At 68.9% G+C, this 23,010-nt stretch carries 25 protein-coding genes and 1 pseudogene; 11 read left to right on the top strand and 15 right to left on the bottom strand.

What is annotated here, in order from left to right:
• Positions 1 to 25 precede the first annotated feature (25 nt).
• Genes Q3A80_RS20625 through Q3A80_RS20635 form a run of 3 tightly spaced genes read left to right on the top strand, consistent with a single transcriptional unit; the run spans position 26 to position 2,333 of the window.
• Positions 26 to 517, top strand: a complete 492-nt coding sequence (locus Q3A80_RS20625; RefSeq protein ID WP_446330800.1) for a hypothetical protein — start codon at positions 26 to 28, stop codon at positions 515 to 517.
• On the top strand, positions 454 to 1,479 hold the full coding sequence (locus Q3A80_RS20630) for a FecCD family ABC transporter permease (protein WP_446330798.1): 1,026 nt from the start codon (positions 454 to 456) through the stop codon (positions 1,477 to 1,479). Before Q3A80_RS20625 ends, Q3A80_RS20630 begins: the two co-directional genes overlap by 64 nt.
• A gap of 17 nt (positions 1,480 to 1,496) precedes the next feature.
• Positions 1,497 to 2,333 carry a heme ABC transporter ATP-binding protein gene (locus Q3A80_RS20635; protein ID WP_446330739.1) on the top strand — a complete coding sequence of 279 codons (837 nt, stop codon included), beginning with the start codon at positions 1,497 to 1,499 and terminating at the stop codon, positions 2,331 to 2,333.
• A gap of 36 nt (positions 2,334 to 2,369) precedes the next feature.
• On the opposite strand, the gene Q3A80_RS20640 is transcribed toward Q3A80_RS20635, so the two are convergent.
• Positions 2,370 to 2,981: a trimeric intracellular cation channel family protein gene (locus Q3A80_RS20640; protein ID WP_446330740.1), complete on the bottom strand. Its 612-nt coding sequence runs from the start codon at positions 2,979 to 2,981 to the stop codon at positions 2,370 to 2,372.
• Between the two features lie 8 nt (positions 2,982 to 2,989).
• Positions 2,990 to 5,122, bottom strand: coding sequence for a penicillin-binding protein 1A (locus Q3A80_RS20645; protein ID WP_446330741.1), 2,133 nt, complete (start codon positions 5,120 to 5,122; stop codon positions 2,990 to 2,992).
• Between the two features lie 215 nt (positions 5,123 to 5,337).
• Between Q3A80_RS20645 and Q3A80_RS20650 the strand changes: the two genes are divergently transcribed.
• Complete coding sequence (locus Q3A80_RS20650) at positions 5,338 to 6,132, top strand: aminoglycoside phosphotransferase family protein (protein ID WP_446330799.1); 795 nt, start codon at positions 5,338 to 5,340, stop codon at positions 6,130 to 6,132.
• A 125-nt stretch (positions 6,133 to 6,257) separates the two neighbouring features.
• Here Q3A80_RS20650 and Q3A80_RS20655 read toward each other — a convergent pair whose 3' ends face one another.
• From Q3A80_RS20655 to Q3A80_RS20675, 5 genes are all read right to left on the bottom strand, one after another.
• Positions 6,258 to 7,094: a bifunctional allantoicase/(S)-ureidoglycine aminohydrolase gene (locus Q3A80_RS20655; protein ID WP_045205213.1), complete on the bottom strand. Its 837-nt coding sequence runs from the start codon at positions 7,092 to 7,094 to the stop codon at positions 6,258 to 6,260.
• Positions 7,095 to 7,959: 865 nt separating this feature from the next.
• On the bottom strand, positions 7,960 to 8,397 hold the full coding sequence (locus Q3A80_RS20660; RefSeq protein WP_059608095.1) for a hypothetical protein: 438 nt from the start codon (positions 8,395 to 8,397) through the stop codon (positions 7,960 to 7,962).
• Positions 8,398 to 8,773: 376 nt separating this feature from the next.
• Positions 8,774 to 9,433, bottom strand: coding sequence for a methyltransferase family protein (locus tag Q3A80_RS20665; protein WP_446330742.1), 660 nt, complete (start codon positions 9,431 to 9,433; stop codon positions 8,774 to 8,776).
• 132 nt (positions 9,434 to 9,565) lie between these two features.
• Positions 9,566 to 9,730 carry a hypothetical protein gene (locus Q3A80_RS20670; RefSeq protein ID WP_446330743.1) on the bottom strand — a complete coding sequence of 55 codons (165 nt, stop codon included), beginning with the start codon at positions 9,728 to 9,730 and terminating at the stop codon, positions 9,566 to 9,568.
• Positions 9,731 to 9,986: 256 nt separating this feature from the next.
• Complete coding sequence (locus Q3A80_RS20675; RefSeq protein ID WP_446330744.1) at positions 9,987 to 10,406, bottom strand: HIT family protein; 420 nt, start codon at positions 10,404 to 10,406, stop codon at positions 9,987 to 9,989.
• 291 nt (positions 10,407 to 10,697) lie between these two features.
• Between Q3A80_RS20675 and Q3A80_RS20680 the strand changes: the two genes are divergently transcribed.
• Both Q3A80_RS20680 and Q3A80_RS20685 read left to right on the top strand, forming a co-directional pair.
• Positions 10,698 to 11,873, top strand: coding sequence for a hypothetical protein (locus Q3A80_RS20680; protein ID WP_446330745.1), 1,176 nt, complete (start codon positions 10,698 to 10,700; stop codon positions 11,871 to 11,873).
• Positions 11,874 to 12,067: 194 nt separating this feature from the next.
• On the top strand, positions 12,068 to 13,477 hold the full coding sequence (locus Q3A80_RS20685; RefSeq protein ID WP_446330746.1) for a serine hydrolase domain-containing protein: 1,410 nt from the start codon (positions 12,068 to 12,070) through the stop codon (positions 13,475 to 13,477).
• 57 nt (positions 13,478 to 13,534) lie between these two features.
• Here Q3A80_RS20685 and Q3A80_RS20690 read toward each other — a convergent pair whose 3' ends face one another.
• The 4 genes from Q3A80_RS20690 to Q3A80_RS20705 form a co-directional block, all read right to left on the bottom strand.
• Positions 13,535 to 14,158, bottom strand: coding sequence for a glutathione S-transferase family protein (locus Q3A80_RS20690; protein ID WP_446330747.1), 624 nt, complete (start codon positions 14,156 to 14,158; stop codon positions 13,535 to 13,537).
• A 140-nt stretch (positions 14,159 to 14,298) separates the two neighbouring features.
• Complete coding sequence (locus Q3A80_RS20695; protein WP_446330748.1) at positions 14,299 to 14,769, bottom strand: DUF2269 family protein; 471 nt, start codon at positions 14,767 to 14,769, stop codon at positions 14,299 to 14,301.
• Positions 14,766 to 16,025, bottom strand: coding sequence for an SDR family oxidoreductase (locus Q3A80_RS20700; protein ID WP_446330749.1), 1,260 nt, complete (start codon positions 16,023 to 16,025; stop codon positions 14,766 to 14,768). The genes Q3A80_RS20695 and Q3A80_RS20700 overlap by 4 nt, the downstream gene beginning before the upstream one ends.
• A gap of 141 nt (positions 16,026 to 16,166) precedes the next feature.
• Complete coding sequence (locus tag Q3A80_RS20705) at positions 16,167 to 16,700, bottom strand: GbsR/MarR family transcriptional regulator (protein WP_006760784.1); 534 nt, start codon at positions 16,698 to 16,700, stop codon at positions 16,167 to 16,169.
• Positions 16,701 to 16,921: 221 nt separating this feature from the next.
• Between Q3A80_RS20705 and fabV the strand changes: the two genes are divergently transcribed.
• Positions 16,922 to 18,124: an enoyl-ACP reductase FabV gene (fabV, locus tag Q3A80_RS20710; RefSeq protein WP_446330750.1), complete on the top strand. Its 1,203-nt coding sequence runs from the start codon at positions 16,922 to 16,924 to the stop codon at positions 18,122 to 18,124.
• A gap of 54 nt (positions 18,125 to 18,178) precedes the next feature.
• On the opposite strand, the pseudogene Q3A80_RS20715 reads toward fabV, so the two are convergent.
• The 3 genes and pseudogenes from Q3A80_RS20715 to Q3A80_RS20725 form a co-directional block, all read right to left on the bottom strand.
• A pseudogene (locus Q3A80_RS20715) lies at positions 18,179 to 18,301 on the bottom strand (short-chain dehydrogenase); the annotation flags it as partial.
• 72 nt (positions 18,302 to 18,373) lie between these two features.
• A complete protein-coding gene (locus tag Q3A80_RS20720; RefSeq protein WP_446330751.1) occupies positions 18,374 to 18,952 on the bottom strand; it encodes a hypothetical protein in 579 nt (192 codons plus the stop codon).
• Between the two features lie 22 nt (positions 18,953 to 18,974).
• Positions 18,975 to 19,505, bottom strand: a complete 531-nt coding sequence (locus tag Q3A80_RS20725; RefSeq protein WP_446330752.1) for an N-acetyltransferase family protein — start codon at positions 19,503 to 19,505, stop codon at positions 18,975 to 18,977.
• A gap of 194 nt (positions 19,506 to 19,699) precedes the next feature.
• On the opposite strand from Q3A80_RS20725, the gene Q3A80_RS20730 reads away from it, so the two are divergent.
• The 4 genes from Q3A80_RS20730 to Q3A80_RS20745 all read left to right on the top strand — a co-directional run bounded on the left by Q3A80_RS20730 (position 19,700) and on the right by Q3A80_RS20745 (position 21,963).
• Positions 19,700 to 20,077, top strand: a complete 378-nt coding sequence (locus Q3A80_RS20730) for an ArsR/SmtB family transcription factor (protein ID WP_446330753.1) — start codon at positions 19,700 to 19,702, stop codon at positions 20,075 to 20,077.
• Positions 20,040 to 20,525: an SRPBCC family protein gene (locus Q3A80_RS20735; protein ID WP_446330754.1), complete on the top strand. Its 486-nt coding sequence runs from the start codon at positions 20,040 to 20,042 to the stop codon at positions 20,523 to 20,525. The genes Q3A80_RS20730 and Q3A80_RS20735 overlap by 38 nt, the downstream gene beginning before the upstream one ends.
• Before the next feature lie 116 nt (positions 20,526 to 20,641).
• Complete coding sequence (locus Q3A80_RS20740; RefSeq protein ID WP_446330755.1) at positions 20,642 to 21,118, top strand: SRPBCC family protein; 477 nt, start codon at positions 20,642 to 20,644, stop codon at positions 21,116 to 21,118.
• Positions 21,119 to 21,324: 206 nt separating this feature from the next.
• Positions 21,325 to 21,963: a 2-hydroxychromene-2-carboxylate isomerase gene (locus Q3A80_RS20745; protein WP_446330756.1), complete on the top strand. Its 639-nt coding sequence runs from the start codon at positions 21,325 to 21,327 to the stop codon at positions 21,961 to 21,963.
• A gap of 16 nt (positions 21,964 to 21,979) precedes the next feature.
• Here Q3A80_RS20745 and Q3A80_RS20750 read toward each other — a convergent pair whose 3' ends face one another.
• Positions 21,980 to 22,963, bottom strand: coding sequence for a LysR family transcriptional regulator (locus Q3A80_RS20750; RefSeq protein ID WP_446330757.1), 984 nt, complete (start codon positions 22,961 to 22,963; stop codon positions 21,980 to 21,982).
• Positions 22,964 to 23,010: the final 47 nt, after the last annotated feature.

Raw genomic sequence — 23,010 nt, forward strand, 5'->3', positions numbered from 1 at the left:
TCCCGGAGCGTTCCGATGCGGGTTCATGGTTCGCCTTTCAATGCGCCGTCGCCGGGCTCCTGGGCGGGTGCTGCTGTCGGTGCTGGTGCTGCTGGCGCCGGTGCCGGTGTTGCTGTCGGTGTCGGTGCTGATGCCGGTGTCGGTGCTGCTGTCGGTGTCGGTGCTGCTGTCGGTGCCGGTGCTGCTGTCGGTGCCGGTACTGCTGTCGGTGCCGGTACTGCTGCCGGTGTCGGTGCTGCTGCCGGTGCCGGTGCTGCTGTCGGTGCCGGTGCTGCTGTCGGTGCCGGTGCTGCTGCCGGTGCCGGTGCTGCTGTCGGTGCCGGTGCTGCTGTCGGTGCCGGTGCTGCTGTCGGTGCCGGTGCTGCTGCCGGTGCCGGTGCTGCTGTCGGTGCCGGTGCTGGTGTCGGCACTGCTGCCAGCGCTGGCGCCGATACCACCGCCGCTGCCGCGCGTATCGGCACATCGCGCCGCGTTGCGCCGTTCGCGCTCGCAGCACTCGCGATCCTCGGATGCGTAATGTCCATCGTCGCGCTGTGCACAGGCGCATACCGAATTCCGTTCGCCGAAGCCTGGGCCGCGCTTGCAGGCGATCCCGCGGCACAACAGGCGCGCGCGGTGCTGCTCGATATCCGCGCGCCGCGTGTCGTGCTCGCACTGCTGGTCGGCGGCGGCTTCGGCGCGGCCGGCGCCGCGATGCAGGCGCTGTTTCGCAATCCGCTCGCCGATCCCGGGCTCGTCGGCGTATCGAGCGGTGCGGCGCTCGGCGCGACCACGACGATCGTGCTCGGCCCGGCACTGTTCGCCGCGCACGTGACCGCGGCCGTGCTGCCTGTCGCCGCGTTCGCCGGCGCGCTCGCGGTTGCGGCGCTCGTCTACCGGCTCGCCGCGTCGCACGGCCGGCTCGCGCTGCCGCTGCTGCTGCTCGCCGGCATCGCGATCAACGCGCTGGTCGGCGCGGCGATCGGACTGCTCACGTTCATCGCCGACGACGCGCAGCTGCGCTCGCTGACCTTCTGGAGTCTCGGCAGCCTCGGCGGCGCGCAATGGTCGGCGCTGGCAGGCGTCGCGCCGTGCGTCGCGATCGGCTGCATGCTGCTCGCGCGCGATCGCGATGCGCTGAACGCATTGCAGCTCGGCGAAACCGAAGCAATGCATCTCGGCGTGCCCGTGCAGCGGCTCAAGCGGCGCGTGCTCGTCGCGGTCGCGCTCGCGGTCGGCGCGCTCGTGTCGTGCGCAGGGATCATCGGCTTCATCGGACTCGTCGCGCCGCACTGCGTGCGCCTCGCGTGCGGCCCCGATCAGCGCATTGTGCTGCCCGGCGCCGCGCTGCTCGGCGCGCTGTTGACGCTGGCCGCCGATCTCGCCGCACGCACGGTCGCCGCACCCGCCGAGATTCCGCTCGGTGTCCTCACCGCGCTGCTTGGCGCGCCGTTCTTTCTCGCGCTGCTGTGGAAAAGCCGCGGCGCGCTGGGCGGCTGACCCATCACTCACACACCATGCTCACCGCCCATCATCTCGACGTCGCCCGCCGGCATCGTGCCGTTCTGCGGGACCTGTCGCTGTCGATCGAACCCGGCCGCGTGACTGCGCTGCTCGGCCGCAACGGCGCGGGCAAGAGCACGCTGCTGAAGACCTTGGCCGGCGAACTGACCGGCAGCGCCGCGCCGAACGGCGTGCGCGTGACCGGCGCCATCACACTGAACGGCGAACCGCTCGCGCGCATCGATGCGCGGCGGCTCGCGTGCCTGCGCGCCGTGCTGCCGCAGGCCGCGCAGCCGGCGTTCCCGTTCAGCGTCGACGAAATCGTGCTGCTCGGCCGTTATCCGCATGCGCGGCGCAGCGGCGCGCGCCACGCGATCGCGCACCGCGACCGCGACCGCGACATCGCATGGCAGGCGCTCGAACGCGCAGGCGCCAGCGCACTCGTCGGCCGCGACGTCACCACGCTGTCGGGCGGCGAACTCGCCCGCGTGCAGTTTGCACGGGTACTCGCGCAACTGTGGCCCGACGGCGACGCACACGAAACCGGCCCGCGTTATCTGCTGCTCGACGAGCCGACTGCCGCACTCGATCTCGCACATCAGCACCGGCTGCTCGATACCGTGCGCACGGTCGCGCGCGAATGGCGGCTCGGCGTGCTCGCGATCGTCCACGATCCAAACCTCGCCGCGCGGCACGCCGATACGATCGCGCTGCTCGCTCACGGCACGATCATCGCGCACGGCGCGCCGCACCATGTGATGACACCCGCGCACATCGCGCAGTGCTACGGGTTCGCGGTGAAGATGGTGGACACCGGAGACGGAGCGCCGCCGGTCATGGTGCCGGTGTAGCACGCGCGTATCGCCGTATCCGGTCGGCGGCGCGGCTCAGCGTTCAACATCCGCGACCCCGAACGTCCGCATCTTCCACCCGAGCCGCACGGCCAGCATCCGCATCGCGAAGCCCGCCGCGAGCGCGACCACCGTTGCGAACCGGGCGTCGATCCCGAGATGCTGCATTCCGACATACAGCGTACCCGTGAAGAACGCGACGCTCGCATACAGTTCCTCGCGCAGGATCAGCGGCATCTCGTTGCACAGCAGATCGCGCAGCATCCCGCCGCACACGCCGGTGATCGCACCGGCCAGCACGACGATGATCCGCGCGGTGCCCGTCGATGCGCCGATGTCGCATCCGATGATCGTGAACGCCGCGAGCCCGATCGCGTCGACAGTCACGAACAGCGTCTTCATCCGCGCGACGTGCCGCGCGGCCCACGAAGCGACGGTCGCCGCGGCAAGCGTGATCACCAGATATTCGGGATGTGCGATCCAGCCCAGCGGATAGTGACCGAGCAGCACGTCGCGCACCGTGCCGCCGCCGAGCGCGGTCACCGCGCCGACCAGCGCGAGACCGAAGCGGTCCATCCCGCGCCGCATTCCCATCAACGCACCCGACATCGCTTCCGCGACGATCGCGATCAGATAAAGCGTATGCATCGTGCGCGTCAGTCGTCGGTCCGGAACATGTCGAGCACGCGTTCGCGCTCGCTCGCGTCGACCGCTGCCGGCATCGGCTCGTCGGGCTTGCCGTGCGCATCCGGCGCATCGGGCGCATCGGACGTCGGCGTACCGCCGCACGCGAAACGGCTGCGGACGAACGGCGGCACGTCGGCCGTGCACGCGCCGTGCGCGTATTCGGCGTACACGAAATCGCCGTCGACGAGCGCGACGTCCTGCGGCGGCGTCGCATCGGCCGGCGTGCGTCCGTCGAGGGCCGTCTTCATGTAGTCGAGCCAGACCGGCAGCGCGAGCGTCGCGCCGGTCGCGCGCCCCATCGAACGCGGCGTGTCGTAGCCGAGCCACGCGACCGCAACGATCCCCGACGAATAACCGGCGAACCATACGTCCTTCGACCCGTTCGACGTACCGGTCTTGCCGGCCGCGTCGTCACGCCGCAGCGCGAGCGCGCCGCGCGCGGTGCCTGCCCGCACGACGTCGCGCAGCATGCTGTCCATCACGAACGCATTGCGCGCCGATACGACACGCGTGCCGTGCGGCGCCGATCCGTCGTACAGTGCGCCGCCATGACGCTGCTTCACCGACAGGATCAATCGCGGCACCATCCGCACCCCGCCGTTCGCGAATACGCCGTACGCGCTCGCGAGTTCGAGCGGCGTCACTGCACCCGCGCCCAGCGCGAGCGGCAGCGACGCCGGATTGCGCTGCGCGTCGAAGCCGAAGCCCATTGCGTGCTGCTGCACGAAGCGTGCGTCCGCTGCCTGCATCAGGTTGACCGCGACGAGGTTCTTCGAGCGTACAAGGCCGCGCCGCACCGGAATGAAGCCCTCGTAACGGTTGCCGAAATTGCGCGGACGCCACGGCCGCGCGCCGGTTTCCGCATGCGTGAGCGTGCGTTGCGTGTCGTCGACCAGCACGCCGGGGAAGTAGCCCTTCTCCAGCGCAGCCGAATACACGAACGGCTTGAAGCTCGAGCCCGGCTGGCGATACGCCTGCAGTGCGTGATCGAACACGTTGCGGTTGAAGTCCGCGCCGCCGACGAGCGCGAGCATGTCGCCCGTCGCCGCATCCAGCGACACGAGCGCGCCTTCGAGGCCGTTGCGCGCATCGCGCCCGGCCGGCTGGCGGCGCAGCGTGCGCTGAAGCGCCGCCTCGGCCGCGCGCTGGTCGCGCATCGAGATCGTCGTGGTCACGTCGAGGCCGAGCGTATATGCGTCGTCGTGAAAACGCTCGACCATCATCCGTCGTGCGCGCTCCGCGACGTACGGCGCGGCGACGATGCCGGGCGGCGGCGTGGTTGCCAGTGCGATCGGCGCATCGGCCGCCGCGCGGTAGGTCGCATCGTCGAGCTCGCCGAGCGCATGCATGCGGCCGAGCACGTAGTTGCGCCGCGCGGTCGCGCGCGCCGGATTCACGACCGGGTTGAACGCGGACGGCGCCTTCGGCAGCCCGGCGAGCACAGCTGCCTCGCCGGCGCTCAACGCATCGAGCGGCTTGCCGAAATACACGTTTGCGGCGGCCGCGAAGCCGTACGCGCGCTCGCCGAGATAGATCTGGTTCATGTACAGCTCGAGCAGCTTGTCCTTGCCGTATTCGCGTTCGAGCTTGATCGCCATCAGGATCTCGGCGAGCTTGCGGCTCAGCACCTTGTCGCGCGTCAGGTAGAAGTTGCGCGCGACCTGCATCGTGATCGTGCTGCCGCCCTGCCCCGGCTGCCCGGTCACGACGTTCGCGAACGTCGCGCGCGCGAGGCCGCCGATATCGACCGCGCCGTGCCGGTAGAACTTCGCATCCTCGGCCGCGAGCAGCGCATGCCGCATCAGCAGCGGAATGCGTTCGAGCGGCACGAACTCGCGGCGCTCGACGCCGTACTCGGCGAGCAGTTCGCCGTCGCGCGAGAAAATCCGCAGCGGCAGCGCGGGACGGTAGACCGCCAGATGTTCGACGGACGGCAATTGCGTCCAGATCCGCTGGATCGTCCATGCGCCGATGCCCGCGCACGCGAGCGTCAGGCCGAGCAGCGCACCCGCGAATATGCGCCAGCCGCGGCGGCGCGGCGATGCCGGCGGCGGGGCCGGCGGTGGTGGTGGCGGCGGCGGGTTGGCGGTGTGATCGGTCATGCAGGCTCCTTCTTCGATGCGGCGACCGACGAGCGCTGAAGAGCCGCCCGTCGATCGCGGAAGGCGCGCATTGTCGAAGGGATGCCGGGATACCGGAACATTCTTTAGTCAAAGTTTGGCCGGCTAAATTTTCTTTAGGAAAGGAATTCACACACGCCAGCGGCGTCGATGGAGCCGCGCTGCGGATGAGCCGGTTCGCCTGTACCATCGTCAGCATGTTCGACACGTACCTGCGCCTGTGGGATCTCGTTCCCGACGGCGGCCCGATCCTCACCGCGAGCGGCGGCGTGCTGCCGGTCGTGTGGCGCGCGCGGCCGGCGATGCTGAAGGTCGCGACCTGCGACGAAGAGCGCCGCGGCAATGCGCTGATGACCTGGTGGAACGGGAACGGCGCCGCACGCGTGTGGCGGCACGACAGCGACGCGGTGCTGCTGGAGCGCGCGCAGCCGGCGCCGACGCTCGGCGGCCTGTCCGCGGCCGGTCACGACGACGATGCGATCCGGATCGCGTGCGACGCGGTCGCGCGGCTGCATGCGCATCGCGCGCCGGCCCCGCCCGCGCTCGTGCCGTTGCACGACTGGTTCTATGCGCTGCTGTCGCACGACGCGGACGACGACGTGCTGCGCCGCTCGGCCGCGACCGCGCGCCGGCTGCTGGCCGCAGCGGCCGCCGACGAAGTCGTGCTGCACGGCGACATTCATCACGGCAACGTGCTGCATTTCGGCGATCGCGGCTGGCTGGCGATCGACCCGAAGGGTTTGCGCGGCGACCGCGCGTTCGACTACGCGAACCTGTTCTGCAATCCCGCGCACGACATCGCGGTCGATCCTGTCCGCTTCGAACGGCGCGTCGCGCTCGTTGCCGAGGTCGCGCAGCTCGAGCGGCACCGGCTGCTGCGGTGGATTCTCGCGTGGGCCGGCTTGTCGGCGATCTGGCTGATGGAAGACGAATCGCCGCCCGATACGCGGCTCGAGGTCGCGATGCTGGCCGCCGCCGCGCTCGGCGAGTAGCCCGTAGCGGGTAGCGCGCGCCGCACGCCGCCACGGCGACCTCTTTGAACCGCATCAACCCGCCTCGCCAATAAAAAAACCGCCGGCATGCACCGGCGGTTTTTGGTACCCAGCGCTCGCGACGCTCAGCGCGCCGGATTCAGCGTCAGGTTCATGTGACGGTTCACGTCCTTGTACAGCAGGTAACGGAAGCGGCCAGGGCCACCCGAATAGCATGCCTGCGGGCAGAACGCGCGCAGCCACATGAAGTCGCCCGCTTCCACCTCGACCCAGTCCTGGTTCAGGCGATAGACGGCCTTGCCTTCGAGCACGTACAGCCCGTGCTCCATCACGTGCGTCTCGGCGAACGGGATCACGCCGCCCGGCTCGAACGTCACGATGTTCACGTGCATGTCGTGACGCATGTCGCTCATGTCGACGAAGCGCGTCGTCACCCATGCGCCGTTGGTGCCCGGCATCGGGATCGGCTCGACGTCCTGCTCGTTCGTCACGAACGCTTCCGGCAGCGGAATGCCGTCGACGACCTGGTAGTGCTTGCGGATCCAGTGGAAGCGCACGGCGGCATCGCTGACGTTGTGCAGCGTCCAGTCTGCGCCCGGCGGAATGAATGCGTAGCCGCCCGGCTTCAGCGTGTGCTTCTTGCCTTGCAGCGTCAGCTCGGCCTCGCCTTCGACGACGAACAGCACGGCTTCGGCGTTCTTGTCCTGCTCCGGCTTGTCGCTGCCGCCGCCCGGATTCACTTCGACGATGTACTGCGAGAAGGTTTCCGCGAAACCCGACAGCGGACGCGCGATCACCCACAGGCGCGTGTTCGTCCAGAACGGCAGCCAGCTCGTGACGATGTCGCGCATCACTCCCTTCGGAATGACCGCGTACGCCTCGGTGAACATCGCGCGATCGGTCAGCAGATCGGTCTGCGGCGGGTGGCCGCCATGCGGCGCGTAATACGTTGTCTTAGACATAAAGCATCCAGGCAATGGGGTTGGTCCGGCCCCGGGTCGCAACGGCAGGCGCGGCATGCGCGTGGGGCGCGCATGCGGCGGCGGGACATCGTTGCCGGGGTGGCTTGAAGGCGCAGGCGCCTTCGTTCGGTCGGCCAGGCTTCGCGACGGGTCCGTCCGGTTCAGCGGGCGGCGCGGCCGATGCCTGTGGGTCCGGCGGCCGGGCCGCGGACACTGGAGGTGATGCGGCGGGGCACGGGGGACGGCAGGGTTCGATTCCGTACGCGGGCAGCGTTGACGATAGCGAAGTCGATCCCGATCGACCAATTAAATGTTGCGATGACATCCATTCGATTTCGCACTACCTGCCGCCGCCCGCGATGGCCGGCGGACGCTAGTCGCGGATGGTCGTCCCGTCAGGGAAATCCTGATCAACGAACGGCGTGCGGGGGCTTGCGGGACCCGTGTGCGGCAACTCGATCGACGATGCGCATGCAGGTCGCGATCGACCGGTCGTGCCGACGGGAAAGGGCTCGGATCGTCGCCAAGCACGCGTGAAGACCCGCTGCGTGCGTATCGTGCGATCTGCTCGGGCCGTGCTCGATCGACGCGCCGCGATCAACGGTATCGACTGGCATTGGCCCACGCTGCCCGAGTGCATGTCAATGCAACCGGCGATGGAGTCTGGAGCGGAAAAGGTACAGCGGGAGGGAGCGTGCCAACCCGTCGAGCGGGGCTGCGGATGAACTCGTGTAAAGCGGTGAAAACGGCCGGGCTTGCTGTCGATGGCGGCCCGGCTGAAGCCGCCGGGCCGTGTGCCGGATCGGGTGCCTACGCGTCGGGCGCGCCGGTGCGCGAGTTGCGCACCGGGCCGCGCCCGCGGCGATCAGTCCCAGTCGCGGTGATGGCGATGCTTGCGGTGACGGTAGCCGCGATCGCCGTGATCGCGCTCGTACGAGCTGCGCGACATGTTGCCGCCCAGCGCCGCACCCGCGCCGCCGCCGACGGCCGCGCCCAGCAGGCCGCCCGTACGGCCGCCCATTGCGTTGCCGGCCGCGGTACCCGCGCCGCCGCCGAGGGCGCCGCCGATGATTGCGCCGGTGCGTTCGCGACGGTTCGACGTCACTGCGCCGCCTGCGCCGCCGCCGATCGCGCCGCCGATGACGGAGCCCGTGCTGCCGCCGACCGCGCCGCCGACCGCTGCGCCGGCAACCCCGCCGAGCGCGCCGCCGAGCGCGTTGTTCAGGTCACCGGCCATTGCCGGCAGTGCGGTCGCGCCGGTCAACGCGGCGACGACGAGAGCGGGGGCGATTTTCTTCCACATTCCCGTATTCTTCCTTGTTCGCAATCTGGTTATTGAAGGTCCGCTCGTTACGACGATCTGAATCGATCGACGTCGATGTCGGCATTGTGCCGAATCCCGGACCAATTCATTTCAATGAGCTTGCGGCGAAGAATAGCACCGGTCGAGCGTCCGTGCTGCCGACATTCTGGTAACAAGTTGTTTACCCGAACGCGACCGGAAAAGCTTGCCGAAATCGCCGGGGAAGGCCGCCAGCCGGGCCCCCGCGGCGATATACCCCCATTTAATGGCGAAGCCCGAAGCGCCGGTTATGCCGGTTCGGACACACGTGGCAACACATCGGGCGTGCGATGCGAACCGGCCGCGACCCGCCGCGCCTGTCGTGAATGCCAGAGGGTCAGTACACACCGGGAACGAGCCGCCACGAACGCGCGCAGTACGCGTCGTATTCGGCGCCGAACTGCGCGCGCAGCAGCGCTTCCTCCGAACGGATGCGCGCGACGAGCGGCACCATCGTCAGCACGACGAGCAGCAGCCCGACGCCCGAGCGGAACGCCAGCGCCCAGCCCGTCGCGTTGACGACGAGGCCGAGATAGCTCGGGTTGCGGATTCTTCGATAGATGCCGTCCGTCACCAGCGTGTGGCCCGGCTGGATCGCGACGAGCCCGCTGAAGCGCTTGCCGAGCACGAACACCGGCCAGATGCGCAACACGCCGCCGGCGACGTACAGCACGACGCCGGTCCAGCGCACCGTGTCGCCGCCGAAGGTCCACACGCCTAGCCGGTCGGTCAGCGCGGGCAGATAAGCGAGCAGGAATCCGCTCGCTGCAAAGGCCGCGAGCACCCAGCGATTGTCGCGGTTCTCGCGTTCGCCGGTGCTCAGGTTGCCTTCGGTAAACAGTGCGGCGACGCCGAGCGCGAGCGTCGCGATGGCGATCGCGATCAGTGGCGGATGCGAGAAGAACGCGGCGAACCCGCCGCTGCCGAGCACGGCGAGCCCGAGATAGACGAGCGTGGAGACGCTCGACACGATTGCGACCTTGCGCGTCACGGCCATGGTTGCCTCGCCGGGTGAGCTTTCCCGTGAAGTATAGGAAGCCGGGCGAGCAATACGCGCGCGCGCGCCGTCAGGCGGCGCGCGTCGTCGTGCAAGGCAGGGAAGTGGCGGCGGCCTGTGCCCGCCGCAGAATTAGCGGATGCGGAAGTTGCCGCCGATCCCGACACTGACCGGCGGTGCGTAATACGCGGGCGCATAGCCGTAGTAGACCGGTGCGGGCGCGTAGCCGTACGGCGGCGCGACGTAACAGCCGGACAGGCCGGCGATCAGCGCGAACGTGATGAGGACTTTGTACATGGCTCGATTCCCGGCGAAGAGGACACACGACACCTCGCGAACGCCGTGCCGCCGCAACCTGCGGCGGCCGGCACGAAGGTGCGATCCGCCCTTCCTGTCGCTCGATGAAGCAATGCGCGGAGTCTAGCGCCGGGCCAGCCGGAACGCGTTTCGCGAGCGGTTACACGTGTTACCAGGCGTGACCGCCGAAACGGGCACGCCCGGCCCGGCGGCGCAACTGCACCGCCGCCACGCCGCATCGCGCGCCATGCACGCGTTACACGAAGTGCGCGCGGATACGTTGCGCGACCGCTTCGAGCGTGGTCGCGTCGGCGACGTCGCGCGCGTGCATCCGCAGCTCGACGCCCTCCCAGCGCGGAATCACGTGGAAATGCACGTGCGGGACCGTCTGCCCGGCCGCCGCGCCGTTGAACTGGCCGATGAACACGCCGTCCGGCACGAGCGCCGCGCGCACGGCCGCCGCGACGCGCTGCGTCATGCGGATGCCGGCCGCGGCCGCATCGCCGGACAGCTCGAAGATCTGCGCGGCCGGCTCCTTCGGGATCACGAGCACGTGGCCGTCGGCCTGCGGCATCAGGTCCATGATCGCGAGGGTCGCGTCGTCTTCGGCGACCTTCACGCACGGGAGTTCGCCGCGCAGGATTCTCGCGAACGGGTTGTTGTCGTCGTAGGACATGGCGTTTTCCGATGTTTCCGATTGCGGTTTGACTGGGAGGAACGATGCCGGACGATTATCGGCCGACGGCGGCCAGGAGTTCAACTTGTCAGCGCGTGTCGCCGTCGCAGTGAACAATGCGCGCGGGCTCGCCCGCCACGCTGCTCAGCGGACGGAATATCCGGCCGTCGCGATCCGTTTACTCCGAGCGCGGTGTCGCATTGCCGAATCGCGAACCCGCGCCAGGCACCCGTCGGTTGCGCTGGCCGGCAGCCCGGATGACTGCTTGCGATCATCAACCGGAGTCATGCCATGGACCCGCTCCCTTCCTGTCGTTCCCCCGCCGCGCCCGTGTTCGCCGCTCACCCGCCGCTCCTTGCCCACGCCGGTCGCACGCTGGCGCGCACGCTATGTCGAGCGGCTTGCGGCGCCGGGCTGCTCGCATTGTCGTCGGCTTTCGCGTGGGCCGGCGGCAGCGACGTCATCCTGCCGCCTTCATCGGTCACCGCGTCGACCGTGCCCGCCAACGGCGACATCAATCCGTACGGCATCGCATTCGTGCCGCGCGGCGTGCCGTCGTGGAGCACGCTGAAACCGGGCGACGTCGTCGTGTCGAACTTCAACGCGGCATCGAACGCGCAGGGTACCGGCACGACGATCGTGAAGCTGTCGCCCGGCAATGCGCCGGCGACGTTCTTCCAGGGCAGCAACGTCGGCCTGACGACCGCGCTCGCGGTGCTGCGCAGCGGCTTCGTACTGGTGGGCAACGTCCCGGCACCGGACGGCAAGACGGTGGTCGCCCCCGGTTCGCTGCTCGTCATCGGGCCGCAAGGCCATCTCGTCACGCAATTGTCGAGCAACACGCTGCTCGACGGTCCGTGGGACATGACCGTGATCGATCGCGGCTCGCGCGTCACTGCGTTCGTGTCGAACGTGCTGAACGGAACGGTCGCGCGGATCGAGCTGGCGATCGGCAACGACGGCGTCACGATGCTGCCGGGCTCGCGCATCATCGCGTCGGGTTACGTGAACCGGACCGATCCCAATGCGCTCGTCGTCGGCCCGACCGGCCTCGCGTACGATCCAAATCTCGATGTGCTGTACGTCGCGTCCACCGGCAACAACGCGGTGTTCGCGATCCACAACGCTGCATCGACGACTCGCGACGGCGGTGTCGGACGGATGATCTACTTCGACCCGGTACACCTGCACGGCCCGCTCGCGCTGGCCCTCGCGCCGAACGGTCATCTGGTGACCGCGAACGGCGACGCGGTGAACGCCGACCCGAAGCAGCCGAGCGAGATCGTCGAATTCACGGTCGACGGACGCTTCGTCGCGCAGATGCAGGTCGACATCGTGCCTGGAGCAGCATTCGGCCTTGCGTTCGGACAAGGCAGCGCAGGCCAGCCGCAATTCGCGGCGGTCGACGACAACACGAATACCGCGACGGTCTGGACCCTGCGTCTGGACAACAACAACGCGCGATGACGCTTCGCGCGAACGGGCCGCGTGCGGCCCGTTCGAACCTGCGCGATCGACACATGCGATTCGCACACGCCGGGCAACATGCGGCATGGCCGATGCCGCCCGACGTCGCCCTTCCCCGCGATTGCCAGCGCTTGCCCGAACCTGCGACACTGCCGGATCGTTGCCGGCCGGCACGCCACCGAGGACGCTCGCGCATGACGATCCCCTTCAAATCGCTGATTCTGCGCGGTGCCGCAGTCGCGCTCGTTGCCGCGCTCGGCTACACCGGGTACATGCTGTCGCGGCTCGCGCCGATCGCGACCGGCTATGCCGCGAAGGCGCTGTGTTCGGGCGTATTCGTGTCGGGCCGGCCGGCCGCGTCGGTGATCGACGTCGACATCATGGCCGGCGTGCATCCGCTGCTGAAACTGGTGCGGCCGTCGATCGATCCCGACCATCATCGCGCGGTCGCGACCTTTGCCGGTTTCGCGCAACGCGAAGCGGACTTCCGGCCCGGGCTCGGCTGCACGCTCGCGCTCGGGCCGTCGCCCGGCGTGCTGCCGGCCGCGCTCCCGCCCGTCGCCGAGCCGCCGGCCGTACAGGCGATGCCCGTCGCGCTGACCGCCCCGCCCGCCGGCATCGACACGCACAAGCTGCAGACCGCGCTCGATCGCGCATTCGACGAGCCCGATCCGGCGCGGCCGCGGCGCACACGGGCGGTCGTCGTGATGTGGCGCGGCCAGGTCATCGCGGAACGCTATGCGCCCGGCTTCACGGCCGACACGCCGCTGCCCGGCTGGTCGATGACGAAGACCGTGACGGCCGCGCTGGCCGGCATGCTCGTCGCGCAACACAAGCTGGCGCCGGACGCGTCGGCGCTGCTGCCCGAATGGCGCGGACACGCCGACCCGCGCGCAGCGATCACGCTCGACGAACTGCTGCGGATGACGAGCGGCCTGCAATTCAACGAGGACTACGACGACCCGCTGTCCGACGTCGCCGTAATGCTGTTCACGCAGCCCGATACCGCGCGCTTCGCGTCGGCCAAATCGCTCGCCGCGGCACCCGGCACGCAGTGGGCATATTCGAGCGGCACGAGCGCGATCGTCGCCCGCGTGATGCGCGTGGCGATGGGCGGCACCGAAGCCGACTACCTCGAATTTCCGCGCCGTGCGCTGTTCGCGCCGCTCGGGATGCGCAGCGCGGTGTTCGAGCCCGATGCGGCCGGCACGCTCGGCAGCGCGTCGTTCATGTATGCGAGCGCGCGCGACTGGGCGCGCTTCGGCCAGCTTCTGCTGCAGGACGGGGTGTGGAACGGGCAGCGGCTGTTGCCGGAAGGCTGGGTGCGCTACCTGACGCGCGTGACGCCGCTGTCGACGCGGCAAGAATTCGGCGCGCATTTGTGGGTGAAGGTGCCGGAGCCGTTCAACGACCGCGATGCGCACACGAGCCCGCTGCCCGCCGACGCGTTTCATGCGGTCGGCCACGAAGGCCAGTTCGTGAGCGTGGTGCCGAGCCGCGAGCTGGTGGTCGTGCGGCTCGGGCTGTCGCGGCCGGAATCCGCGTGGAATCACGAGGCGTTTCTCGCGCACGTGCTCGAGGCCGTGCCGGCTGCCGTCAAATGATGGCCACGGCGCGGCGGCCGTCGTTGCGCCGCCGCGCCGCGCATCGCGTCCGGCGCGTTACGGATTCGCGCTGCCCGCGTACTGCCTGAACCCTTCGCGCGTCGCGAGCCGGTCGATGTAGCGCTTCACCGCCGGGAAATCCGGATGCTCGAACGGCGTGCCGAACCAGCGGTTCACCGACAGGCCGATCGGAATGTCGGCGAGCGTGAAGCGGTCGCCGGCCACGTACGCGTCGGTCGCCTCCAGTTGCGCGTTCAGCACCTGCATGTGCTTGGTCCAGCCCGCAATCGACTGCGCGATTGCCGCCGGATCCTGATGATCGGGCGACTTGCGCACGAGGCCGAGGAACGCGCCGACCCACGCGCGGTTCAGGTCCGACGCCTGCCAGTCGATCCACTGATCGACCCGCGCGCGCGCCTGCGGCTCGGCCGGATACAGTGCGTCGCCGCCGTAGCGGTTCGCGAGATAGCGGATGATCGTGTTCGACTCCCACAGCACGAAGTCGTCGTCCTTGACGACCGGCACGAGACCGTTCGGATTCAGCGCGAGATAGGCGGGGTCGTTGGTGGCGCGAAAGCCCGCGCCCCAGTCTTCCTGTTCGAACGGCAGGTTGAGTTCGGTGCACAGCCACAGCACCTTGCGGACGTTGATGGACGGGATCTTGCCGAGGACGTGCAGCATGCGGGCTCCTTGTGAGGTCGGATGCGGAGCGTTCGGGGCGCACGACACGGCCCGAACGCGGTCACGTCGATTTATACACGAGCTCGCGGGAATCGACAGCGCCTGCACGCGAAAGCGGTATTCAGGCCCCGCCGTGCCGCTCACATCGGCTTGAGCACCATCAGGAAATAGACGGTCAGCATCGCAAAGAACGCCGGATAGCCGAGCAGCTCCCAACGCTTCGCATAGCGCCAGTAGCGCGCCGGCAGCGCGGCATCGCCGTTCGCATGCGCGAGCTTCGCCATTGCAGCCAGCTCGATCTGCAGCCATACGACCGGCAGCCAGCACGCGCCCGCGATCGCGTACAGCACGACCGACGCGACGAGCCACGGCGTATCCCACGGCCACCCGGCCGTATGCGCGAGCCACAGCCCGGACGCGGGCTGGAACAGCACGGCCGGCGTCGTGAACCACCAGTCCGCGCGCACCACGAGGCGCGACACTGCGGCAATCGCCGGCACCGAGCGCGTGCGGTTCGCGAAGTACAGGTAGAACGCGGTGCCGAAGCCGGTGCCGACCATCAGCACCGACGACAGGATGTGCAGCGTCTTGATCACGAGATAGGTGTTCATGCGTGTTCTTCTTCTGAAAACAGGATCAACAGGATCGCGAGAATCGGCACGTTCTTGAGCACCGGGCCGAACGGCTCGGCGAGCAGGCCGGGCATCGTGACCGCGATGACGGCCGAATACGCGACGATCAGCACGGCTTGCGCTGCCCACAGGCGCCGGGACGGCGCGGCAACGGTCGCGACGCCGAACGCGAAGTCGAGCGCGCATGCCGCATAGAGCGCGATCAGCGCGGGCAGCCCCGTCAGATGCGCGCGGGCGAGCATCGCAAGACTGTCGCGCTGCGGATGGATGAACGCGCTGACGACGGCCGTCCAGATCCACACGATCCCGAGCGCGCCGAGCAGCAGCGGCCGCCGCCACATCGCGAGCGCATCGTGGCGCAGCGCGGCTGCGCCTGCGCCCGCGCCGATGAAATCCCGCAGCCCGCGCGGCGGACGGCCGACCACCGCCGAGAGCGCCGCCGGATCGCCGGTGTTGCCGCCGCGCAGCATCGTCCACGTGTCGCGGGTCAGCATCGCGCCCGGCAGCATGCCGAGCAGCGCGGCCGCCGCGCCGACCAGCGGGCCCGGTAGCGCGATGCGTGCCGCCGGCGGGAAGCCGAGCGCGGCGCGATAGACGCTCAGCATCTCGCGGTACTCGACTTCGTCGGCGCCGACCGCATCGATGACCGGGCTGCCGGCCGCCGGCGAATCGACGAGCCGCGCGACGAGTTCCGCGAGATCGTCGACATGCACCGGACGCAGCCGTTGACGGCCGCCCGCGGGCAACATGTGCACCGGCAGGCTCGCGAGCATCCGGAAGAACCGTGCCGATGCGCCGGACGTCCCGTAGACGAGCGCCGGACGCACGATCCGGTAATCGATCGGCAGCGTCTGCAGGAACGTGTCGGCGGCGAGCTTGCTCGCGAAATACGGCGTGTCGCCGCGCTCGACGCCCAGCGCCGAAATCTGGATCACGCGCCGCACACCGGCGCGGCAGCACGCGGCAAAAAGCGCGCACGGCGCCGCCCGATGCACGGTGTCGAGCCGCGCATCGCGCCGGTCCGTGAGGATCCCGACCGCATTGATCACGACGTCGACACCTTCCAGCCGCGCCAGCCATGCGTCGGGATCAATATCGTTCGCGAAGTCGATCGCGACGTCGTCCGGGCCGACCGCATCGCGCACGCCGCGCAGCACGCGATGGCCAGCAGCCTCCAGCCGCGCGCTCAGCGCCCGCCCGATGAAGCCGTTCGCGCCGCAGACGAGGACGTTCATGCCGCCCTCCGCGATGCGGGATGCCGGCGAATCGACCGCAGGACCGTGTTCATCTCCGACCTCTTCGTACAGTTATTTCTGTAATGACAGAAATCAAACCTTCAAAAAAAGCGGGCTGCGTGCCCGCACTTCCGGCGCCGTCTACTTCGACGACTTGCGCCTGACCGTCTGACTGATCTTCGCGCCGATGCCGAGCGCCTTCATCAGCGTGTCGGGCTTCAGCCGCAGCATCTCGTCGGACCATGTCGTGAGCGTCTCGACGAACTGCAGCGTGTCGCGGATCCGCTGTTCGGTCTCGCGGCTCTCGTCGGCGATCTCGGGACTCGTCAGGCAATCGCGCAGCACCGTGAGGGTGGGCTCGATCTCGCGCTGCCGCCGCCCTTCGACGATCAGCTTGAACAGCTCCCAGATGTCGGTCGACGTCTCGAAGTGGTCGCGGCGATCGCCCAGCACGTGCACGACCTTCGCGAGCCGCCACGCCTGCAGCTCCTTCAGGCTGGTGCTGACGTTGGAGCGCGCGACGTTGAGCGTCTCGGCGATCTCGTCGGCCGCGACCGGCCGCCCGGCCAGGTACAGCAGCGCGTGGATCTGCGAGACGGTGCGGTTGACGCCCCATCGCGAGCCCATTTCGCCCCAGTGGAGGATGAATCGTTCGGCAATCGGTGTGAGTTCCATGTCGGGAAATTTAGTTTTTTCAGTTATTTCTGTCAAGAGAGAAATATCCGCGCGCGTCGCAGCTTGCCGGCTTGCGTTCAACCGGCACCCCGCCGATCACGATGGTCCGCGCCGCCCGCGACGCAGCGCCTTTCCCGCCGCGCGTGCCGGCTTCCATTACAATGCGCGGGATTTTTCCGATTTCAGGCCGTCTCCGCCTTTCTGATTAGACTGAGGTTTCCATGATCATCAAACCGCGCGTGCGTGGCTTCATCTGCGTGACGACTCATCCGGTCGGCTGCGAAGCCAACGTCAAGGAACAGATCGACTACGTGACTTCGCACGGCCCGATCGCCAACGGCCCGAAGAAGGTGCTCGTGATCGGCGCGTCGACCGGCTACGGCCTCGCCGCCCGGATCTCGGCCGCATTCGGCTCGGGCGCGGACACGCTCGGCGTGTTCTTCGAGCGTGCCGGCAGCGAAACGAAGCCGGGCACGGCCGGCTGGTACAACAGCGCCGCGTTCGAGAAATTCGCCGCCGAAAAGGGGCTCTATGCGCGCAGCATCAACGGCGACGCGTTCTCCGACAAGGTCAAGCAGATCGCGATCGACACCATCAAGCAGGATCTCGGCAAGGTCGACCTGGTCGTCTACAGCCTCGCGGCGCCGCGCCGCACGCATCCGAAGACCGGCGAAACGATCAGCTCGACGCTGAAGCCGGTCGGCAAGTCGGTCACGTTCCGCGGCCTCGACACCGACAAGGAAGTGATCCGCGAAGTGTCGCTCGAGCCGGCGACGCAGGAAGAGATCGACGGCACCGTCGCGGTGATGGGCGGCGAGGACTGGCAGATGTGGATCGATGCGCTCGACGAAGCCGGCGTGCTCGCCGACGGCGCGAAGACGACCGCATTCACGTATCTCGGCGAACAGATCACGCACGACATCTACTGGAACGGCTCGATCGGCGAAGCGAAGAAGGATCTCGACAAGAAGGTGCTGTCGATCCGCGACAAGCTGGCCGCGCACGGCGGCGATGCGCGCGTGTCGGTGCTGAAGGCCGTCGTCACGCAGGCGAGCTCGGCGATTCCGATGATGCCGCTGTACCTGTCGCTGCTGTTCAAGGTGATGAAGGAAAAGGGCACGCACGAAGGCTGCATCGAGCAGGTCTACGGGCTGCTGAAGGACAGCCTGTACGGCGCGACGCCGCACATCGACGAAGAAGGCCGTCTGCGCGCGGACTACAAGGAGCTCGATCCGCAGGTGCAGGACCAGGTCGTCGCGATGTGGGACAAGGTCACGAACGAGAACCTGTACGAGATGACCGACTTCGCGGGCTACAAGACCGAGTTCCTGCGCCTGTTCGGCTTCGAGATCGCCGGCGTCGACTACGACGCGGACGTGAACCCGGACGTGAAGATCCCGGGCATCATCGACACGACGGTCTGACGGCCGCGCCCGCCGCGCGCATGCGCGGGCGGCGGGCCATCTGCACAAGCGACGTCAGAGCGGCGTCGCCTCTTCCAGATACACACCGGCCGACAACGCGGCTTTCACCTGCCGCGTGAAGTCGTCGGTCGATACCGCTTCCGCACCGCACTCGATCGCGTCGTATGCGTGGCGCACGCTCGTCGGGCGCCCCGACGATCCAGTCGCTCCGGCGTAGCGCCAAGGCGCCGGACACCGGCGGGCCGACCGCTACTCCACCGCCTTCGCGGCATCCCACAGCGGCTGCTGGCCCAATGCCGCGTGCCACGCCGCGAACTGCGTGCGCCACGACTCGAACGGCTCCTTCAGCGGACGACGCGGATCGTCGCTGAGCGCATACGCCATCCCTTCGATCAGCCAACGCGGCTTGGTCGCGACCGCGAGGTTGCCGAGCACTTCCGCCTGGCGGTGATGGATCAGTTCGTGCGCGAGAAAGTAGGTCGTCCAGCCGCGCGGCGCGATGACCACGCCGAAATCTCCCAACGTCAGGGCCGCCCGTTCGCCGAGACCGAACTTGTCCGCACATTCGCGCGTCGAGCAGAACACCACGCGCGGCGCCGCGCGGAACCGGCCCACCGCCGCCGCCGCGCGCGCGTAGCCGTCACGATAGAGCTGCTCCGCGTCGCCGAGCTTCGCAGTGTCGTCCGTGCAGATGTCCGCACTCGGGCATGACACGCCCGGCAGCAGCGCGGGCGCGACGACGCGCAGCGGCTTGACGAGCGCGAAAGCGGCGATCGGCACCGCGACGAGCAGGCCCGTGAGGGCAAAAGCGACATGGGAGCGTTTCATCGATGCGGCGATTTCGTTGGCGTTACACGAGCTGCTTGTGAAAATACGTGGTCGCGCACAACGTGCCGTCGGGCATCAGCGCATAGTTCGGCACGACGCCGACGCGCTGCCAGCCGGCCTGCTCGTACACGCGCTCGGCATCGCCGCCCGTCACGGTGTCGAGCACGAGGACGGTCTTGCCGGCGTCGCGCGCCGCTTCGTCGGCCGCCGCCATCAGGCGCGCGGCAATCCCCTGCCGGCGCGCATGCGGAGACACGAGCATCTTCGCAATATCGGCGCGATGCGGCTGGTTCTCCGGCTGCGCGGTGACGACCTGCACCGTGCCGACGATCCGGCCGGCGGCGTCCTCGGCGACGAGCAGGATCCGCTCGCCGCTCGCGACGCCTTCGGCGACGCGGGTCCAGAACGCGACGGCCGTCGAGCGCGCGATCGGCAGCATGAAGCTGACGGACGCGCCGCCCTCGACGCACTCGATCAGCACGTCGGCGAGCGCGTCGATGCAGGCGCCTGCTTCGCTCGCGTCGACGCGGCGTACGGTAACGGCTTGAGTCATGCCCTCTCCGATAAGTGATGCGGACGGCATGCGCCCGATTCTGTAGTGACGACGGCCGCGACCGCTACTCGCGCAACGGCGGCCGGCGGCCAAAAACACCGCATCGAGCCAGCCGGCGGATGTTACCGCCCCATCATCCTACTCGACGAAAATTCCCGTTGCATCGCCCCGACCGTTTGCCTACACTTAGCCAAATGGATAACTTTCAACCGGGCATCGACGACGTATTCCACGCGCTCGCCGACCCGACGCGCTGCGCGATCGTCAGCGCGCTCGGCGACGGCGAGCGAACCGTGTCGGAACTGGCCGCACCGTTCGACATGGCGCTGCCGTCGTTCATGAAGCACGTCGCGGTGCTCGAGCGCAGCGGACTCGTCCGCACCCGGAAAGCCGGCCGCTCGCGCACCTGCGAGCTGGTCGGCAGCCGGCTCGCGGAAGCCGAGCAGTGGCTCGCCGCGCAGCGCGCGCTGTGGGAAGCGCGCTCGGATCGTCTCGTGGAATTCCTCGAACGCCAACACCAGGAGGAGCAAGCGCATGTCAGCCAGCCACGTCGAACCCGCCGAAACCCATGACCTCGTCATCACGCGCACGCTGCGCGCGCCGCGCCGGGCGCTGTGGCGCGCGTGGACCGATCCCGACCTGCTGAAGGAATGGTGGTGCCCGAAACCGTGGACGACCGAGGTCCGCGCGTTCGACCTGCGCCCCGGCGGCACTTTTCACACGTTCATGCGCGGCCCGGACGGCGGCACGAGCGACAACCCCGGCTGCTTCCTCGACATCGTGCCCGAAACGCGGATCGCGTTCACGTCGATGCTGACCGGCGGCTGGCGGCCGCAGGTGCCGTGGCTGGGCTTCACGGCCATCATCACGATGACCGACGACGACGCAGGCTGCCGCTACGAAGCCCGCGTGATGCACCCCGACGCGGCGACGCGCGAACGGCACGAGGCGCTCGGCTTTTTCGAGGGCTGGAACACCTGCATCACGCAGCTCGACGCATTCGCGGCCGCGCTGCGCTGAAAACGCTGGACGCGGCCATTGCACGGCGCGTTGTACGCGCATAGCATTCCTGAAGGAAGCACGACGACACGCCGGCCGCCGGCGTGCACCGTCGCGCGCATTCCGCAGGAGGCGACATGCTGCACATGCACACGCATTCGACCCGGGTCAGCCGGCACCTGAACGCACCGCGCGGGCGCATCTATCGCGCGCTGCTCGATCCGCACGCGGTCGAACAATGGAAAGTGCCGGACGGCATGACGTGCCGCGTGCACGCTTACGACACGCGCGAAGGCGGCGCGCTGCGCGTATCGCTGAGCTACGACGAACCGTCGGACGACAGCGGCAAGACCAGCGCGCACACCGACACCTATCACGGCCGCTTCGTGACGCTCGTGCCCGACGAGCGGATCGTCGAAATCGACGTGTTCGAGACCGACGATCCGATGCTGCGCGGCGCAATGACGATCACGATCACGCTGTGCGACGAGGAAGGCGGCACGCGCGTCGATGCGGTGCACGACGGCGTACCGCCCGGGGTGCCGGCCGCCGACAACGAAACCGGCTGGCGCATGGCGCTCGCGAAACTCGCGGCGCTGGTCGAGAAGGGCTGATGCACCTGCACGTTGCGCAGTGACGCGTGATGCCGCGGGCATCGCGCCGCCGCCGCGCGCATCGGCCACCTGCGGTCGCCCGTACGCACCGCCCGGCAGCGCGAAATGCCGCGGCGTGCGACACTGGCGCGCCCACGCGTGCATCGCCCGCCATCCGCCCCGCCTTCGCACGCGCCCACCCGGATTCGCCCGAGGAGACACACGCGATGACCGCCGCGCGCACCGCCACCTGGTATTTCGATTTCGTTTCGCCGTTCGCGTATCTGCAGCAGGAACGGTTCGACCAACTGCCGCCCGCCGCCGCGTACGAACCGAAGCCGATCGTGCTCGGCGCGCTGCTCGCACACTGGGGCCAGAAAGCGCCGGCCGAGATCGCGGCGAAGCGCATCTTCACCTATCGCCATGCGCAATATCGCGCGGACAAGCTCGGCATTCCGTTCCGGATGCCGCCCGCGCATCCGTTCAACCCGATCCGGCCGCTGCGTCTCGCGATCGCGATGGGCAACACGCCCGATGCGATCCGGCGGATCTTCCGGCACATCTGGCGCGATGGCCACGACGTGTCGACGCCCGACGGCTTCGCCGGGCTGTGCGACGCGGCGGGCTTCCCGGAAGGCGTGACGGCGGTCGACGCACAACCTGTGAAGGACGCGCTGCGCGCGAACACCGATCAGGCGATCGCGCGCGGCGTGTTCGGCGTGCCGACCTTCGAACTCGACGGCGACCTGTTCTGGGGCGACGATGCGACCGACATGTTCGTCGACTGCGCGACGTCGCGCGCGTGGCTCGACTCGCCGGAAGTGCGCCGCATCAGCGCGCTGCCCGAGGGCATCCGGCGCGGCTGACGGCGCGGGCCGCCGCTTACGTGTCGAGCCCTTCGACGAGCGGCGGCACGGCCTCGCGCATCATCGCGACGAAGCGCACGAGCCGCGACGGATAGAACTGCGCATGCGGGTAGGTCAGGTACACCGGCAGCGGCGCGGCCTGCCATTCGGGCGCGAGATGCACGAGTTCGCCGCGCGCGAGATTCTCGGCGAGCAGCCACGACGAACCGACGCATGCGCCCACGCCGAGCAGCGCCGCGCTGCGCAACGCGTACAGGTTCTCGGTCGTGATGCGCGGACGGATCGCGATGCGGCGCGTGTCGCCCGTGGCGGCGTGCGTGAGCGTCAGTTCCGTCCGGTAATACGTGCGCAACGCGAGCCACGGCAACGCGGCGAGCGCGTCCGGATCGGCCGGCACCGGCGCGCCGTGCAGCACCGACGGCGCGGCCACCACGAAACGCGGCACCTTCGTCAACCGGATCGCGACGACGCCCGGATCGGTCGGCTCGCCGACCTGGATCGCGCAGTCGATTCCGCTGCCGACGAAATCGCGCACGTCGTCCTGCAGCAGCCATTCCACCGATACGCGCGGATATTCGCGCAGAAACGTCGCGAGCGGCGCGACAAAGCGCTCCTGCCCGAACGCATGCGGCACCGCGACGCGCAACAAGCCGTCAGGCTCCTCCTGCGCGCCGCGCAGGTCGGCCTCGAACGCCGCCCAGCTCGCCAGCAGTTCCTTCGCGCGCGTGAAGCAGCGCTCGCCGTCGACGGTCAGCCGCATCGTGTGCGTCGTCCGCTGCAGCAGCCGCATGCCGAGCGAGCGCTCGAGCGTCTGCAACCGGCGGCTGACGGTCGGTTGCGTCGTATGCAGTTGCGCGGCGGCGGCCGACAGGCTGCCGGCCTCGACTATGCGTACGAAGGTTTCCATCAACTCGAAACGATAGCCGGCACCGTCGACGGGCACCGTGTCGATACGCGCAGAGCCGCCAGCAGCGGGCGAAGCGGAGCTTTTCTCGGTCATTCGTCAAGCGTATAACAAATCTGCGCCGGGCGACACTACCGTGGCTG

Source organism: Burkholderia sp. SR8 (genome assembly GCF_052851275.1).